This window comes from Pantoea eucrina (genome assembly GCF_001691555.1).
Lineage (GTDB): Bacteria > Pseudomonadota > Gammaproteobacteria > Enterobacterales > Enterobacteriaceae > Pantoea > Pantoea borealis.
On sequence record NZ_MAYN01000008.1, the window covers coordinates 472,968 to 488,757 of the forward strand.

At 57.8% G+C, this 15,790-nt stretch carries 13 protein-coding genes; 1 reads left to right on the plus strand and 12 read right to left on the minus strand.

The genetic code is table 11. The features are described from left to right. Positions 1-18 precede the first annotated feature (18 nt). From BBA90_RS08335 to BBA90_RS08370, 8 genes are read right to left on the minus strand one after another with little or no spacing between them, the layout of a single operon-like run. Positions 19-981, minus strand: a complete 963-nt coding sequence (locus tag BBA90_RS08335) for a ribokinase (protein WP_065648727.1) — start codon at positions 979-981, stop codon at positions 19-21. Beyond that, the gene (gene alsK / locus BBA90_RS08340; RefSeq protein ID WP_065648728.1) at positions 978-1,874 is read right to left on the minus strand and encodes an allose kinase; all 897 of its coding nucleotides are present in this window, start codon (positions 1,872-1,874) and stop codon (positions 978-980) included. Before alsK ends, BBA90_RS08335 begins: the two co-directional genes overlap by 4 nt. Then, positions 1,871-2,563, minus strand: coding sequence for a D-allulose 6-phosphate 3-epimerase (gene alsE / locus BBA90_RS08345; RefSeq protein WP_065648729.1), 693 nt, complete (start codon positions 2,561-2,563; stop codon positions 1,871-1,873). The genes alsK and alsE overlap by 4 nt, the downstream gene beginning before the upstream one ends. Continuing rightward, positions 2,563-3,612, minus strand: a complete 1,050-nt coding sequence (locus BBA90_RS08350; RefSeq protein ID WP_065650432.1) for an ABC transporter permease — start codon at positions 3,610-3,612, stop codon at positions 2,563-2,565. The genes alsE and BBA90_RS08350 overlap by 1 nt, the downstream gene beginning before the upstream one ends. Positions 3,613-3,627: 15 nt before the next feature. Then, complete coding sequence (locus BBA90_RS08355; RefSeq protein WP_065648730.1) at positions 3,628-4,617, minus strand: ABC transporter permease; 990 nt, start codon at positions 4,615-4,617, stop codon at positions 3,628-3,630. Beyond that, positions 4,610-6,115 carry a sugar ABC transporter ATP-binding protein gene (locus BBA90_RS08360; protein WP_065648731.1) on the minus strand — a complete coding sequence of 502 codons (1,506 nt, stop codon included), beginning with the start codon at positions 6,113-6,115 and terminating at the stop codon, positions 4,610-4,612. The genes BBA90_RS08355 and BBA90_RS08360 overlap by 8 nt, the downstream gene beginning before the upstream one ends. 1 nt (position 6,116) lies before the next feature. Continuing rightward, on the minus strand, positions 6,117-7,100 hold the full coding sequence (locus tag BBA90_RS08365) for a substrate-binding domain-containing protein (RefSeq protein ID WP_065648732.1): 984 nt from the start codon (positions 7,098-7,100) through the stop codon (positions 6,117-6,119). Between the two features lie 12 nt (positions 7,101-7,112). Next, the gene (locus BBA90_RS08370; RefSeq protein ID WP_065648733.1) at positions 7,113-7,943 is read right to left on the minus strand and encodes a DeoR/GlpR family DNA-binding transcription regulator; all 831 of its coding nucleotides are present in this window, start codon (positions 7,941-7,943) and stop codon (positions 7,113-7,115) included. Positions 7,944-8,432: 489 nt separating this feature from the next. Between BBA90_RS08370 and BBA90_RS08375 the strand changes: the two genes are divergently transcribed. Next, positions 8,433-9,491, plus strand: coding sequence for a DUF1176 domain-containing protein (locus BBA90_RS08375; RefSeq protein ID WP_065648734.1), 1,059 nt, complete (start codon positions 8,433-8,435; stop codon positions 9,489-9,491). Between the two features lie 15 nt (positions 9,492-9,506). Here BBA90_RS08375 and ampH read toward each other — a convergent pair whose 3' ends face one another. From ampH to hemF, 4 genes are all read right to left on the minus strand, one after another. Next, positions 9,507-10,676 carry a D-alanyl-D-alanine-carboxypeptidase/endopeptidase AmpH gene (gene ampH / locus BBA90_RS08380; protein WP_065648735.1) on the minus strand — a complete coding sequence of 390 codons (1,170 nt, stop codon included), beginning with the start codon at positions 10,674-10,676 and terminating at the stop codon, positions 9,507-9,509. A gap of 140 nt (positions 10,677-10,816) precedes the next feature. Next, entirely contained in the window at positions 10,817-12,826 is a 2,010-nt protein-coding gene (tkt, locus tag BBA90_RS08385; RefSeq protein WP_065648736.1) for a transketolase, read from the minus strand. Positions 12,827-12,894: 68 nt separating this feature from the next. Then, positions 12,895-13,845, minus strand: a complete 951-nt coding sequence (gene tal / locus BBA90_RS08390; RefSeq protein WP_065648737.1) for a transaldolase — start codon at positions 13,843-13,845, stop codon at positions 12,895-12,897. 985 nt (positions 13,846-14,830) lie between these two features. Beyond that, the gene (hemF, locus tag BBA90_RS08395; protein ID WP_065648738.1) at positions 14,831-15,754 is read right to left on the minus strand and encodes an oxygen-dependent coproporphyrinogen oxidase; all 924 of its coding nucleotides are present in this window, start codon (positions 15,752-15,754) and stop codon (positions 14,831-14,833) included. Between the last annotated feature and the right edge of the window lie 36 nt (positions 15,755-15,790).

Consider the following 15,790-nt stretch of genomic DNA (forward strand, 5'->3'; position numbering starts at 1 on the left):
CGGACCTCAGCCACTCAGTTACGCCACCGCGTCCTCTATCTCTCCGACCACGCACTCCGGATGTGCCTGCAGTCGCGCCAGCGCCTCTGCATATGAGGGCATGGAGTCGGCTGCGCCGGCGCGTTCGACGCAAAGCGAAGCAAACGCTGCGGCAAACCGCGCTGCCTGCGGCAAATCGTCGCCGGAGGCGAGGCGCGCGGCCAGCGCACCGTTGAACGCGTCACCCGCGCCGGTGGTATCGCGCGGCTGGGCCGGAAAGAGCGGAATACGCAGCTGCCGGTCGGGCGTTGAGAGCAGGGCACCGGCCATGCCCAGCGTAATGATCACCTGGCGCGCGCCCTTGCGATGCAGCACCCCGGCGGCACGACGCGCGCTGGCGAAATCGGTTACCGTTACGCCGCTGAGCTGCGTTGCTTCGGTACTGTTCGGCGTCAGCAGATCAACCTTTGCCAGCAGCGCATCGCCAATCTTCTGCCACGGTGCCGGGTTAAGGATGACAAAGGTGCCGCTGGCGCGGGCGTTATCGATCATACGCTGGATAGCGCTGAGATTATTCTCCAGCTGCACCAGCAGAATGTCGGCTGCGGCGACCGTAGGCTGGCAGCGCGTCACCTCGGCTGCGGTCACGGTGGTATTGGCACCGGGATAGACTGAAATCATATTCTCTGCGTCATCGCCCGCGACATAGATCAGCGCATTGCCGGTCGGCTTCTCTTTACAGGTAAACAGCGTAATGGCATCAAACCCGGTTTTTTCCAGATGCCGGCGCGCAAACAGGCCAAAATCGTCATTGCCTACTTTGCCGATGTAGTGCACCCGCGCACCCGCGCGCAGCGCCGCCGTGGCCTGATTCGCACCTTTGCCGCCTGCGCCCATCATGCTGTGATGCGCCGTCAGCGACTCACCCGGCAGCGGAAAGCGGCGCATCACCGCCACGATGTCGAGATTAAAGGAGCCAAAAACACACACCTTTCCTTTCATCTTACGCTCCTGAACAGGCGTTCTGCGGCCAGACAGGCACCGCGACAGCCCGTGTAGTCGGTTGAGTGACTGAAAATAATCTTCAGGTGTTCACGGGTCACCGGCGGCCGCAGATGCTGCTGGATCTGGCTGCGCAGCTGCGCCAGCGGAAAATCAGCCATCGCCAGTACACCGCCACCGAGGATCAGGTACTCCGGATCGAGAATATTCATTTCGGTTGCGATGAGTTCGGCCAGCCGCCGGACAAACGCCTGCAGTTCCGGCTGTTCGCCGTGGCGGGTAAACAGGGCGGAGATCGGCGTACCGGCGGCATTCTGTGCGGCCCAGCGGCTCAGCCAGTGGCCCGACGTCAGCGTTTCCGCACAGCCGTGGTTACCGCACGGGCAGGGCAGGGTGTTGCCCGCGACCGGAATATGCCCCAGCTCGCCGGCACCGCCATGCTCGCCGTGATAAAAGCCACCGTTCAGCCACAGGCTGTTGCCCATACCGGTGCCGGGATAGAGACCCACGGCGTTGTCCGGCAGCTGCTCCAGCTGCAGCAGATCCCACAGCATCAGATGGTTTACATCTTTGTCCATCGCCACCGGTACGCCGAGCAGCGCGGTGAGGCGCGCCGCGACCGGCTGGCCATCCAGGGCCTGAATAAAGGGCAGCGAAATGACCTGCTGCCGGTCGCGACTGAGAATGCCCGGCAGACCCAGCATAATGCCGCTTACCGGCTGCTGTTCCAGCGTGTCGCGGATGAGCTGAGCGAGCGCCAGCAGCGCGTCGGGCTGCTGCGCCCAGCTGGCGGTAGCGACTTTGCGAAAGCTGCTCCAGACGCCACCCTCTTCCATCAGCTGCAGCCGGGTACCGGTGCCGCCGATATCGATCCCGAGCCAGCTTGGTTTCATGCGGACACCTGCGTCAGCCCCTGGGCTTCATCAATGCTGTCGCGCATCATTTCCCATGCGGTCGCTAAATCATCATGAATGTTAAACAGGCCGGAGGTGCCGACAATCAGCACTTCTGCACCCGCCCCAATCAGCTGGTTATAGGTGCGGGTGTTGCAGGAGCCGTCAATCTCAACCAGATAGTGATAACCGTGCTGCTGCTTAAGCGTTTTCAGCTCGCGCACTTTCTCCACCATCTCCGGAATAAAAGGCTGACCGGCGTAGCCAGGATCCACCGTCATCACGGTGATTTTATCCAGCAGGTGGATATAGTGCTGGATAAAGGAGACCGGCGTGGCGGGGTTAAGTACCACCCCGACTTTTTTTCCAAAGCTGCGGATCAGATTTATTACGCGGAAGGCATCGCGATTAATGGTTTCTGCGTGCGGGCAGATATAGTCAGCACCCGCTCTGGCGACCGCTTCGATAAAATCGGTCGGCTCTTCCACCATCAGATGTACATCAATGGCGACGCGGGTATAGGGCCGGATCTGCTCAATGAAGAAAGGGGAGAGCGTGATGTTTTTGACGTAGTGACCATCCATAATATCCACGTGAAGAAAGTCAGCGCGCGAATCGAGAACCTGCAGCTGGTGCTTGATCTCCATCAGGTTCATACACATCAGTGACGGGGAGATTTGAATACGCATCATACTTCCTTCTTTTCAGTCAGAGGATTAAGCACCGCGGCCAGCTTGCTGAGCTTTACCGCACGGTGTTCATTGAACCGGGTTTTAAATTGTTTAAAGGCGAGTACCACAATCAGCACTGCCCCCCACATCGCCAGACTGACGTGCTGGCTGATATTCATCAGGTTGAAGCCGGTGGAGAGCACCTGCAGCGCAATCAGCGCCAGCACGACGCCGGTGACGCGGCCAAAACCGCCGTTGGGATCGGTGCCGCCGAGGATAATCGCCAGCACCGTCAGCAGCAGGTATGCGTCGCCGTAGCCCATACGCGCTGAGTTAAAGCGCGCCATCATGATCAGGCCCGCCAGTACGCAGAGCAGGCTGGAGATGACGTAAACCAGCATCACCATGCGATGGGTGTTGATGCCGCTGAACCAGGTCGCGTTAATGTTGCTGCCGCCCATGTAAATACATTTACCGGCGCGGGTTTTACCGAGGAACAGCGCCAGCAGCGCAGCGGCAATCAGAAAGACCCAGAGCGGCAGCGGCATCCCGAGCAGCGTATCGGCGCCCAGCGCCTGCACCACCGGCGGCATGCCGCTGACGGCTGCGCCTTTGGTCAGCCAGATACCGATCCCGTTCAGCGTCATCATCGTTGCCAGCGTCACCAGAATCGGATGCGCTCCGATACGTGTCACCATCAGTCCGGTGATGACGCCAATCGCGGCGGCAATCAGCATGGCGCCGATAATGGCGATAAACAGCCACAGCAGCTGCAGCGCCATCCCGGCACCGGCGGGCAGGGCGCTCATCAGCGTCCAGGCGATAAACAGTGCGGTCAGGTTAGCAGTCGCGATAATGGCGAGATTCAGGCCGCCGCTGAGAATGGCAATAAACATTGCCAGCGTGAGCAACCCCAGCTCCGGCAGCTGAAACGCCATGCTCATAAAGGTTGAGTCGGTCAGGAAGCGGCCCGGCAGCATCAGGGTAAAGGTTGCCAGCGCCAGCGCGATAAGCAGCATCAGACCAAGGTTGGTGCCGTCAGGGCGCAGTGCAGTCAGTGATTTCATCATCAATGCCCTCAGTCACACGAAACTGACATCAGTTTCTTTGCGTTTTTTGTAGTGCGTTACGGCGATCGCAATCATGATGACGCCGCCGACCACGATATTCATGAAGTAGTTCGACACGCCCACCAGGTTAAGACCGTTTTTCAGGATGGCGATCAGGAAGACACCCATCAGCGTGCCGCTGACCGTGCCTTTACCGCCCATCAGACTGGCGCCGCCCAGCACCGTTGCTGCCAGCACATCAAGCTCGCCGCCAACCAGCGCATTAGGCACGACCTCTCCCATGCGATAGACCTGCACCAGTCCGCCAATCGCCGCCATTGCGCCCAGCCAGCCGTAGGCGAAAACGTGGATCAGACCAACGCGGATCCCGATACGTCGCGCAGACTCTGCGTCGCCACCTACTGCATAAAGCTGGCGTCCGAGGTTGGTTTTGTTCAGCAGCAGTGCGGTCGCCGCGGCAATAATCAGCATGGTGGCGAGCGGTAAGCCGACCTGAAAGCTCTCGCCCTGCCAGCTGAACGGCAGCACGTTACGCAGGGTGATCCACCACTCCGGCAGCGAGTAAAGGCTGCGGCCGCCGGTTACCCACATCAGCAGGCCGAACAGCAGCGACTGCATGCTGATAGTGATGATGATGGAGACCACCCGCAGCGTGGTGATCAGCAGCGCATTGATCACGCCAAACAGCGTGCCGCACATGACCGCCAGCACAATGCTGAGCAGCGCGTTATCAAACTGAAACTGCACAAACAGTGACGCGAGCAGGTACTGCACCACTGAGGCAACGGCGGCAAAAGAGATGTCGATCCCGCCGGTCACCAGCACCACAAAGAGGCCCAGCGCAAAAATGCCGGTTACCGCGTAGCTCTCGGCCAGATCCAGCAGGTTCTGTACGGTAAGAAACTGATCGCTGGTCACAGAGAAAAACAGAATGAACGCCAGCAGCACCCAGGCGAGCCAGCCCTGGCTGGAGTGCGGACGTAAACGGGAAAAATCAGGCATTGATCACCTCCGCCAGCTGCTGCTGCTCGACGCTATCGGGTTGATATTCGGCATGAATGGTGCCGTCGCGGAAATGCAGGATACGGTCGCAGTTGTACCAGACCTCCGGCACCTCATCGGAGATCAGGATGATCGACAGTCCCTCTTTCGCCAGCTCATGAATCAGCTGATAGATGCTGGCTTTGGCACCGACGTCTACGCCAACGGTTGGCGAGTCGAGAATCAGGATGCGCGGCTGCGTCAGAACCCACTTTGCCAGCACAATTTTTTGCTGATTGCCGCCGGAGAGGGTGGAGATGGCGAGATTCGGGTCAGCGACGCGCACGCCGAGCTGCTGGATCCACTGCAGGATCAGCTTGTTTTTGCGGTATTCATCGATCAGGTGAAAACGGTTCTGCAGCTTGTCGAGGATCGGCAGCACCATGTTGTCAGCCACTGACTGCTGCTGCACCAGACCTAACGTCAGGCGATCCTCCGATACATAGCCGATACCGGCTTTAATCGCATCTTCATGGCCGCGAAAGCGGACCGGTTTGCTGTCGAGCCAGATTTTGCCGCTGTCGGGACGCGTCATGCCAAACAGCGACAGCGCCAGCTCGGTGCGTCCGGATCCGAGCAGACCGCACAGCCCCAGCACTTCACCCTCGTAAAGTTTGAAACTGACATCATGGTACTGACCGGCGCGGGTCAGATCGTCTATCTCCAGAATCACGCGCTCGCTGTTACGCGTCGGCGATTTCAGCTGATAGTCGAGCTTCAGGCCGGTCATCAGCTCGGTAAGGTGATGCGGTGTCATCTCCCGGGCGGGCCAGCAGCCCATTTTACGGCCGTCGCGGATCACCGTAACGCGGTCGGAGATCTCCAGCACCTCATCAAGCCGGTGGCTGACAAAGACCACGCAGATATTTTTATCTTTCAGATAGCGCACGGTGCGCAGCAGCTGATTAACCTCGGTGCGGGTCAGCGAGGCGGTTGGCTCATCCATGATCACCAGACGCGCATCGGCGACCAGCGCGCGACAGATCGCAACCTGCTGGCGCTGAGCAATCGAGAGCGTCGCCACTTTCGCGTCCAGATCGAGGTCAAAATTCAGCTCGGTTATGATGCCGCGCGCGCTTTCACGCAGGCGCGCGCTGCGGTGCCAGCGCAGCAGACCATTGAGGTTATGCTCAAACGCAATGTTCTCTGCCACGCTCAGATTCGGAAACAGCGACAGATCCTGATAGATCACCTGAATACCGAAGTCGCGCGCCTGTTGTGTGGTCAGTCGCGGCAGTGCCGGGCCATCGCCCAGCGTAATGCGGCTGCCGCTGTCCGGGGCGTGCACCCCGGAGATAACTTTGATCAGGGTGCTCTTGCCACAGCCGTTGGTGCCAGCGAGACAGTGCACTTCACCTGCCAGTAAGGTCAGGGAGATATCGCTCAGCGCGCGGTTGCCACCAAATGTTTTCGACAAATTCTCGAGCGCAATTAGCGTCTGTGGAATGACCTCTTGCATATCAGAGCCCCATTTTTACCAGTTTTGGCAGGTTTTCTTTATCCAGACTCTCGGTGTTGTTACCGAGAATGGTATGGGTCGCTTCATCTACTTTGACTTTGCCCAGTCCTTCAATCGTCATACCGTCGGTGATTGGCTCTTTCTTCTGCATCATGTCAGCGATACGGACAAAGACTTCACCTGCGGTCTCCGGATTCCAGATGTAGCCGCCTTTAATGGCGTTACGCTGTACCAGTGAGGCACCCTGGCCCGGACTGAAGGAGCCAATAACGCAGACCTGATCGATTTTTTTACGGTTCATTACGGCGCGTCCGGCACCAATCGGCCCCTGTGAACCAAACGCCATAATGCCTTTCAGATCGGGATATTTAGACATCAGCTCATTAGTGGTACGGATGGAGTCATCCAGCGATTCGCCGACGCCAAATTTGTCGGTGACCAGCTGCATCCTGGGGTAGTGCTCTTTCTGATAATTGAGCGCGGCGTCGGTCCACTGCTGATGCAGCGGTACGGTCAGGCTGCCCACGTACATGGCATATTTGCCCTCGTCGTGCATGCACTTCGCCAGCGCTTTCATGTGATTGATACCGTGGGTGGCGGCGTCAACCAGTTCAAAATCCCAGTTGGCCCCCTGCTGACCGGGCGACTCATGGGTAATGACTTCGATGCCGGCATCCCGCGCCCGTTTCAGCACCGGCTCCAGCACTTTCGGATCGTTGGGCACCACGCCGATGATGTCGACTTTCTGCGCAATCAAATCTTCAATAGCGCGCACCTGCAGCGCCGGATCGGCTGCGGTAGGGCCGACCATCCATGCATCGATGCCGCGCTTCGCCGCCTCACTTTTAATGCCCGCTTCCATGGCGTTAAACCAGGGAATACCACCAATTTTAACGACGATACCCATGCGTAATTTATCAGCGGCCTGCGCACCGGTGGCGGCAAACAGGGCAAGCAAAGAACAGGCAATAAGATGTTTTTTCATACAGACTCCTGGTTAATTTTTAATTAGCTGCATGGACTGATGACGCTGAGAACAGACAATGACGTTAACGCCATTCCACGCCAGTTCCTGTTCCAGCTCTTTATCTTTTAATTGGTCAGTGATCAGAAAATCGACATCACGGTAGTGACAAACACGGGCAAAAGAGGGCCGCATAAATTTACTGCCATCCAGCAGAAGATGTTTTCTTTCAGCGGCCAGTAACATTTGTTGTTTTAAATGCGCGTTATTCTCATTGCCTTCGCGTAAATAACCGTCATTACCTAAACTGCTACAGGAAAAAAATATCTTGTTAATCTGAAATTCACGCAGCGGCTGCTCAGCCACTACGCCGTGAAAATCTTCATCGCGGTCAGAATATTCACCGCCGAGGCAGATAGTACGAATGCTGCCGCGCGCCGCCAGCGTCTGCACGATGCGTAGCGAATTGGTTAGCACGGTTAACTCAATATCGGGCAGCTGTCGCGCCAGATACCAGCAGGTGGTACTGCTATCGAGCAAAATACAGTCACCCGGAGTAATAAAATCGAGCGCGCGCTTGGCAATACTCATTTTTGCATCGACATGCTCGTTAATACGCTGCCGAAAAGATAATTCATTTTCTCTGGACGATCTGTTATTTCCCTGAATGCTGGCACTCTGTCTTTTTACCGGAACAGCACCACCATGACTGCGTTGTAATAATCCACTTTTTTCCAGCTGGCTTAAATCACGCCGTATGGTTTCCTGTGAAACCTGACAAAGCGTGACCAGCTCTGAGACAATTACGCGGCCATTTATATTAAGTTCATTAATAATTTTTTGCTGTCTCTCAATCGGCAACATACTTATCCTCCGATGGCTATAAATTACTGGAAGCGGGCACGGGAAAATGTGGACTGGGCAGGAGTCCACGGTGGTAAAAAAAGAGGCCCGTTATTGAGTGATATAACTTCAATAATTTATGTAATAAACGATAGTTAATTGCATTTAAAGTTGATCTGATTCACATAATTAACCCCTGAAGCGGTACAGTTAAAACAGATCCGATCACCAGCTCATTAATCCATAGCTACCATAGCATGACTGTTTATGACCGTTTGTGTGGTAATGACTGTTTCAGATTGCGCCCTGATAGTCCGAGGAATCTGATTGAGCCGTTGTAAAGCGCAGTGGATGATGGGACTGCAGCGCACAACCTGTCCGTACGATGATGAATCGCTGACTTAATAAGCAGTTAATTCTGCTTTCAGGCCACTTCACACTTCCAGCCTGCTGATAACGCACGCAGTGCGCTATGATTTTCTTTCCAGGAATTCGGGGACCGGGTTGTTAATGTCGTATTGGATGAAGTCACTGCTTTTGAGCGCTCTGGCGGCCAGTGTCAGCGTGCAGGCTGAACCTCTGCAGAAGTCTTTTTCTGACTGGCAGCTCACCTGTAATAATGCGGCTTTTTGCGTGGCGCGCAGCTTTCCCGGGGATAATGGGCTGGTGATGACGCTGTCGCGTCACGCCGGCGTTGACGATCGCCCGCTGCTGCGTATCGATTACGGCAGTGCCTATACCGGCACGCTTCCGGGCGGGCCGCTGAAAGATAATCTGCTGCTGGATCAGCGTCGCCTGAAGCCCGACCTTAAACACTGGACAGTTGAGCCGCATCATCTTGCCACCAGCAACGCCATCGCGATTGATGAGTTCCTGGGTCAGACGCTGGAAGCGAGCACGCTTCAGCTGACGTACCAGGCTAAGGCGGTGGTACCGCTGCGCGGTCTGAAGGCCGCGCTGCTGCTGATGGATGACGTGCAGGGGCGCGTAAACGGGGCCAGCGCATGGGTCAGGCGTGGCGACAGGGTGCAGTGGGATGTCCCGCCCCCGCCGTCGCTGCCGTCGCTGCCATCATTAGCCTCGCCGCCTGCGCCGCTGACGCAGGAGGAGACCAGCGGACTGATTGACTATGGCACCTGGCGCATCACCACCGATAACTGCTCGCTGGATCCGCTCCGGCGGGAGGTCAGCGTCGCGCCGCTGACCGACAGCAAAGCGCTGCTGCTGGTCAGCTGTGAAACCGGTGCCTACAACGTCATCGATCTGGCGTTTGAAGTAACACGCAGCCAGCCCTATGTATCACGCGGGCTGACGCTGACGCTGCCTTTTACGCCCCCGTCGCGCAGTGATACGCAGCTGGAGCTGGTGAACGCAGAGTTTGATGCCAGTAATGGCCTGCTTTATACCTTCAGTAAAAATCGCGGACTGGGCGACTGCGGCACGGCAACACGCTGGCAGTTTGATGGCAGCGCGTTTGTTCTGGCGGAATATGCAGAAGAGCAGATTTGCGACGCCTGGCACAGCAGCGACGACTGGCCCACACTATGGGTCAGCCAGCCGGCGCGCTGAGCGATTATCCGGGGTTCAGGGGATCGCACCGATCATCATTGGTGAGCCAGTCTTATTGCCCGCCAGCTCCGTCAGCAGGTTGTTTACGCCATCGCTCATGGGCGTAAAGCGGCTGAGTGGTGAGCGGGTGACAGCCACAAACACGCCAAGATTATGCTGCGGGATCATCGCCATATAAGTAATGAACCCGCCGGCGCCGCCGGTTTTCTGAATAATACCGGGCCGGCCCGCTTTGGGCGCCATATAGACCCAGCCCATCCCCAGCGCATCGGCACGTCCGGGTACATCCATCCCTTCAACTTTGGTGAGCTGATCGCGCCGGTAGATCAGGGTCTGCAGGCGATCGATTTGCGGCGTGCGATGGCTCACCGCCGAGTCGAGGAACTGCTGCATCCAGCGCGCCATATCATCAGGGGTGGAGTAGACGCCGCCGCTGCCGATCGCCGCCAGCGTATTATTACAGGGGCTGGCACCTTTTTCCGGCACCATCAGGCGCTGGCACTGGTCCGGTGAGGGCGTAAAAGTAGTGTCCTTCATGCCCAGCGGGCGCGTGACCAGACGCTGCAGCAGCGCCGGATAGGGCGTGCCGCCCGCTTTCGCCAGCGCGTCAGCCAGCAGATCAAACCCAAGGTTGGAGTAGGCCGCCTGAGTGCCAGGCGCAGCCTTCAGCGTGGCATTGCCCAGCCACTGCCAGCGATCGCTTTTAGTCGGCCAGACAAACACCGGACGATGGGGTTTACCGCCGGGCTGTTCGCGCGGCAGCGAGCCGGTGTGGGTGGCGAGGTTGATCAGACGGATTGGCTGGCCGTTATGGGCCGGAACGCGTGCACCCGGCGGGGCATAGCGGCTGAGCGGATCGTCCAGACGAATTTGCCCGCGCTCGGCCATTTTCACCATCACTTCACTGGTCATCAGCTTGCTGAGCGATGCGATACGAATAAGCGAATCCTGCTGCGGCCGGATATTATTGCCGGGCCGGGTTTCACCAAAGCTGGTAAAGACGCGCTGATTGCCGTCAATCGCGACCAGCGCCATACCGGTTGCGCCGCTGGCGTAAAAAATATGTTCGGCATAGCGATCAACAATCTGTGATGCCAGCAGGGGATCAGGTGAGACCTGCGCTAGAGCGCTGACAGGCAGCACGGAGACCATCAGGGCCAGTAAAAATGAAGTCGGTTTTTTCAACGGGAATGCGTCCGCTATCAGGATCGGAAGAAAACCTATAGTAATCAGTTTGCGCAGAGCGGGAAGGGGGAGACGCGATTTTTTTCTGTAAAGCGTGATAAAAAACGGCCCTCACCGTTATCGGGTGAGGGCCGCAGAGCTTAGGCAGGTTTCAGCAGCGACTCAGCCTGGCTTACCACGTTTTCAACGGTAAAACCAAAGGCCGGGAACAGCTTGCCAGCCGGCGCAGACTCACCGAAGGTGGTCATGCCGACAATTTTGCCGTCAATGCCGACATACTTATACCAGTAGTCAGCAATGCCTGCTTCAACCGCGACGCGCGCACGCACGGTAGAGGGCAGTACGGATTCGCGGTACGCGCTGTCCTGCTTGTCGAACACATCGGTGCTCGGCAGCGAAACCACCCGGACCTTATGGCCATCTGCGCTGAGTTTCGCTTCGGCCCCCAGCGTGATCTCCACTTCTGAGCCCGTGGCGATCAGAATCACATCCGGCGTGCCGTCGCAATCCTTCAGGACATAGCCGCCGCGCGCAATGTTTTCGACCTGCGTCTGGCTGCGCTCGGGCTGCAGCAGATTCTGACGGGAAAGGATCAGCGCGGTCGGGCCATGATGACGCTCGATGGCTGCTTTCCAGGCCACAGCGGTCTCAACCTGATCGCACGGACGCCAGGTGCTGAAATTAGGCGTCAGGCGCAGGCTGGCCAGCTGCTCTACCGGCTGGTGCGTCGGGCCATCTTCGCCCAGACCAATAGAGTCGTGGGTATAGACCATGATCTGGCGCGCTTTCATCAGTGCTGCCATACGTGCGGCGTTACGCGCGTATTCAACAAACATCAGAAAGGTCGCAGTGTAAGGAACAAAGCCGCCATGATGCGCGATGCCGTTCGCAATGGCAGTCATGCCAAACTCACGCACGCCGTAATGGATATAGTTTCCGGCCGCATCTTCTTTGATCGATTTTGAACCTGACCAGATGGTAAGGTTACTTGGCGCCAGGTCAGCCGACCCGCCAAGGAATTCCGGCAGCATTTTGCCAAAGGCTTCCAGCGTATTCTGTGACGCTTTGCGGCTGGCGATTTTCTGCGGATTGGCCTGCAGATCGCGGATAAAGTCAGCGGTTTTGCTTTCCCACTCATCCGGCATTTCGCCATTAAGACGACGGCTGAACTCCTGCGCCAGCTGCGGATGCGCCTGCCGGTAGGCAGCAAATTTTTCATCCCAGGCTTTTTCGTGCGCGGAGCCTGCTTCTTTTGCGTCCCACTGCTGATAAATATCCTGCGGGATCTCAAACGGCGCATAGTTCCAGCCGAGCTGCTTACGCGTCAGTGCGATCTCTTCATCACCCAGCGCGGCACCGTGCGACTCCTCTTTGCCCGCCTTATTTGGCGAACCGAAGCCGATGGTGGTGCGGCAGATAATCAGTGATGGCTTATCGGTTACGCTCTGCGCTTCCCGGATAGCGGCGGCCACGGCTTCTGCATCGTGACCATCGATGCCTTCAGCGCTGCCGATCACGTGCCAGTTATAAGACTCAAAGCGTTTATGCGTATCGTCGGTAAACCAGCCTTCTGTTTCACCGTCGATAGAAATACCGTTGTGATCGTAGAAGCCAATCAGTTTGCCGAGGCCCAGCGTACCCGCCAGCGAACAGACCTCATGCGAGATGCCTTCCATCAGGCAGCCATCACCCATAAATACGTAGGTGAAGTGGTCAATAATATCGTGTCCCGGCTGGTTAAACTGGGCTGCCAGCGTACGCTCAGCAATGGCCAGACCCACCGCATTCGCCAGACCCTGGCCGAGCGGACCGGTGGTGGTTTCCACACCTGGCGTATAGCCAATCTCCGGGTGCCCCGGCGTTTTTGAATGCAGCTGGCGGAAGTTTTTCAGCTCTTCCATTGGCAGATCGTAACCGCTGAGATGCAGCAGGCTATAGAGCAGCATTGAACCGTGACCATTGGACAGGATAAAGCGGTCACGATCGGCCCACGCCGGGTTGGTGGGGTTATGTTTCAGGAAGTCGCGCCATAACACTTCCGCGATATCGGCCATGCCCATTGGCATACCAGGGTGACCGGAATTTGCTTTCTGTACCGCATCCATACTCAACGCGCGAATCGCGTTAGCCAACTCTCTGCGTGAAGACATAGGGTTCTCCCTTATAATTAAGCATCAGCGGGTTCGCTTCGGCTCACCCGCACTCAACGGTGGTGCAATCAGAGGCGCGCGGCCAGCACATCTTCCAGTTTCTGCTGGTCAACGGCGAACTGGCGGATACCTTCAGACAGTTTTTCAACCGCCATTGGATCCTGGTTGTGCTCCCAGCGGAACTCCGCTTCTGACAGCGAGGCTGGCTGATGGAAGCCTTCAGTAGAAGGCTCCAGCTTGCGCTCAACCGGCGCGTCGCTGTTCGCCAGTTCTTCCAGCAGGTTAGGGGAGAGGGTCAGACGATCGCAGCCCGCCAGTGCCAGAATCTGCTCAATTTTGCGGAAGCTCGCCCCCATGATCACCGTGCTGTAGCGATGCTTTTTGTAATAGTCATAGATACGACGCACAGATTTTACGCCGGGATCTTCATCCACAACATACGGGTCCATAGGCTTACGCGTGTTGTACCAGTCGTAAATGCGGCCCACGAAAGGCGAGATCAGATAGACGCCCGCTTCAGCGCAGGCGCGCGCCTGCGCAAAGGAGAACAGCAGCGTCAGGTTGCACTTAATGCCGTTTTTTTCCAGCTCTTCAGCCGCCTTGATCCCTTCCCAGGTCGACGCCAGCTTGATGAGGATACGCGAGCGGTCGATACCGTGCTCTTCATACAGGCGTACCAGCTTTTCTGCTTTGGTTACGCACATACCGCGATCGAAAGAGAGACGGGCGTCAACTTCAGTTGAAACGCGGCCCGGCACGCTTTTCAGGATTTCCATGCCGAGGTTCACCGCCACTTTGTCGCTGGCGTTGATAATCTGCGTCTCTTTGCTGCCACCCTGCTTTTTCGCATAGTCGATGGCGTCATCAATCAGGTGTTTGTAAGCGTCAAGACCGGCAGCTTTCAGGATCAGAGAAGGGTTGGTAGTGGCATCTTCCGGGTTGTAATGACGAATAGATTCGATATCGCCACTGTCTGCCACCACGGTGGTGAACTGTTTTAGTGCGTCTAGCTGGTTCATCGCTTAACTCCTTGATTAGCAATATTGTGGGCAAAAGAATGCCGGGCAACCGTCGCCTTGTCTGCGCCCTTTGCTGGGGATAGTGGTTCCACACAGTGCTACAGACGCCCGCTGATTAAAATGCGTTTTCTCTGATTATGGCGTGGCGGAGAGAGAGGCGGCGTAACCGGTTCAGCCATGTTTTGCCATCTTCAAGCATAGCAGCTTGCGCCGGAGATGCAGGCGAGGCGGTAAGTTCGCCGTCAGCGGCGGCGGCGGCCTTTGCCCTGGACGCGTGCTGCTGCACCGGGGCTGGTTCCGTTCGCCACGGAGGCTGGCACCGGTTCCGGGTTGAGAGCCGGTTCCGTTCGCCGTCAGCGGCGGCAGCAGCCTCTGCCCCGGCGCGGCGACCGGGCAGAGGACGCCTGGCCGCGCCCTCTGCACTCCCCGGCCCTGCGCCAGCCCCGTCCGCCGCTGCGCGGTTCCCTCGCTCACGCCCGCTTCCCGGGGACCGGCCGCCATTCGCTCCTGCTCACCGCGCCCTTTCGCCGACGTCCTGTCGGCTCATCCCGGAATCGTGCCCTCCCTCGGCGGACCCGGATGGCGCTTCCCGCCGCTTCTGCTCTTTTTTCGTTATATTGTTTTTTCATGGCTGGCAGTCCTGCGCCTGAACTTCAGGCTTCGCCACTTTTAAGAATAAAAAAATGAATATGCAGGCGGGGAGGGGGGCGCTATCCGCAGCGCCGGGCGCAGCGTGACGGCCAGGGCGAGCCGGCAGGACGCCGGCGAGAGTGCGGGGTGAGCAGGAGCGAATCCGCGCGGTCCGTTAAGGCCGGAGAGATGAGGCCGGGAATTCGCGAGGACGGCGCGGGGCGGGGATTGCTAAGGGGCGCGCCCACCCGCCCCTTAGCCCGTCCGCATGCGGAAATGCCGCTGAAACTGCCAGAAGCCTGGCGGGCGGAACCCCTTCAGAGCCTCGCGCTGCTTAGCGCACAGCCCCGCGCTGCTAAGCGCCACTCCCTTTAAGCCACTCCCGCACGGGCAGAAAATCTGTATACAGCTGCGCTTCCGGTGAGCCGGGTTCCGGCTGATAGTCATACTCCCAGCGCACCAGCGGCGGCATCGACATCAGAATTGACTCCGTTCTGCCGCCGGTCTGCAGGCCAAACAGCGTGCCGCGGTCCCACACCAGGTTAAACTCAACGTAACGTCCGCGGCGATAGAGCTGGAACTGACGCTCGCGATCGCCCCACGGCAGCGCTTTGCGGCGTTCAACAATCGGCAGATAAGCCTGCAGGTAGCCCAGGCCTACCGCCTGCATAAAGTCAAAGCAGCGATCAAAGTCTGGCGTATTCAGATCGTCATAAAACAGACCGCCAATGCCGCGCTGTTCGTTGCGATGCTTCAGGTGGAAATAGTCATCGCACCATTTTTTATAGCGCGGATAGACATCCTCGCCAAACGGCTCACAGAGGGTGGCCGCGGTCTGATGCCAGTGCAGCGCATCCTCGGTAAAACCGTAGTAAGGGGTCAGATCAAAACCGCCGCCGAACCACCAGACCGGATCGGCGCCGGGCTTCTCCGCGATAAAAAAGCGCACGTTAGCGTGGCTGGTCGGCACATAGGGGTTTTCCGGATGCACGACCAGCGAGACGCCCATCGCCTCAAAACTGCGTCCCGCCAGCTCCGGCCGATGCGCGGTAGCTGAGGCGGGCATCTGATCGCCATGCACATGGGAAAAGTTTACCCCGGCCTGCTCAAACACTGCGCCGTTACGCAGAACCCGGCTGCGCCCGCCGCCGCCGCCGGGACGCTGCCAGCTATCTTCAGCAAACGTTGCACGTCCGTCTGCGGCAGCCAGTTGATTGCAGATCTCATCCTGCAGCGTCAGCAAAAACGCTTTAACGCGTGAAATATCGGGATTGCTCATGCGTCACTCTCTCTGTAAATGTGCCGTAAGCTTACC

What these genes read in the sequence shown, in the direction of transcription:
- BBA90_RS08335 (WP_065648727.1), bottom strand. Translation starts at nt 981, where the DNA reads ATGAAAGGAAAGGTGTGTGTTTTTGGCTCCTTTAATCTCGACATCGTG.
- alsK (WP_065648728.1), bottom strand. Translation starts at nt 1,874, where the DNA reads ATGAAACCAAGCTGGCTCGGGATCGATATCGGCGGCACCGGTACCCGG.
- alsE (WP_065648729.1), bottom strand. Translation starts at nt 2,563, where the DNA reads ATGCGTATTCAAATCTCCCCGTCACTGATGTGTATGAACCTGATGGAG.
- BBA90_RS08350 (WP_065650432.1), bottom strand. Translation starts at nt 3,612, where the DNA reads ATGAAATCACTGACTGCACTGCGCCCTGACGGCACCAACCTTGGTCTG.
- BBA90_RS08355 (WP_065648730.1), bottom strand. Translation starts at nt 4,617, where the DNA reads ATGCCTGATTTTTCCCGTTTACGTCCGCACTCCAGCCAGGGCTGGCTC.
- BBA90_RS08360 (WP_065648731.1), bottom strand. Translation starts at nt 6,115, where the DNA reads ATGCAAGAGGTCATTCCACAGACGCTAATTGCGCTCGAGAATTTGTCG.
- BBA90_RS08365 (WP_065648732.1), bottom strand. Translation starts at nt 7,100, where the DNA reads ATGAAAAAACATCTTATTGCCTGTTCTTTGCTTGCCCTGTTTGCCGCC.
- BBA90_RS08370 (WP_065648733.1), bottom strand. Translation starts at nt 7,943, where the DNA reads ATGTTGCCGATTGAGAGACAGCAAAAAATTATTAATGAACTTAATATA.
- BBA90_RS08375 (WP_065648734.1), top strand. Translation starts at nt 8,433, where the DNA reads ATGTCGTATTGGATGAAGTCACTGCTTTTGAGCGCTCTGGCGGCCAGT.
- tkt (WP_065648736.1), bottom strand. Translation starts at nt 12,826, where the DNA reads ATGTCTTCACGCAGAGAGTTGGCTAACGCGATTCGCGCGTTGAGTATG.
- tal (WP_065648737.1), bottom strand. Translation starts at nt 13,845, where the DNA reads ATGAACCAGCTAGACGCACTAAAACAGTTCACCACCGTGGTGGCAGAC.
- hemF (WP_065648738.1), bottom strand. Translation starts at nt 15,754, where the DNA reads ATGAGCAATCCCGATATTTCACGCGTTAAAGCGTTTTTGCTGACGCTG.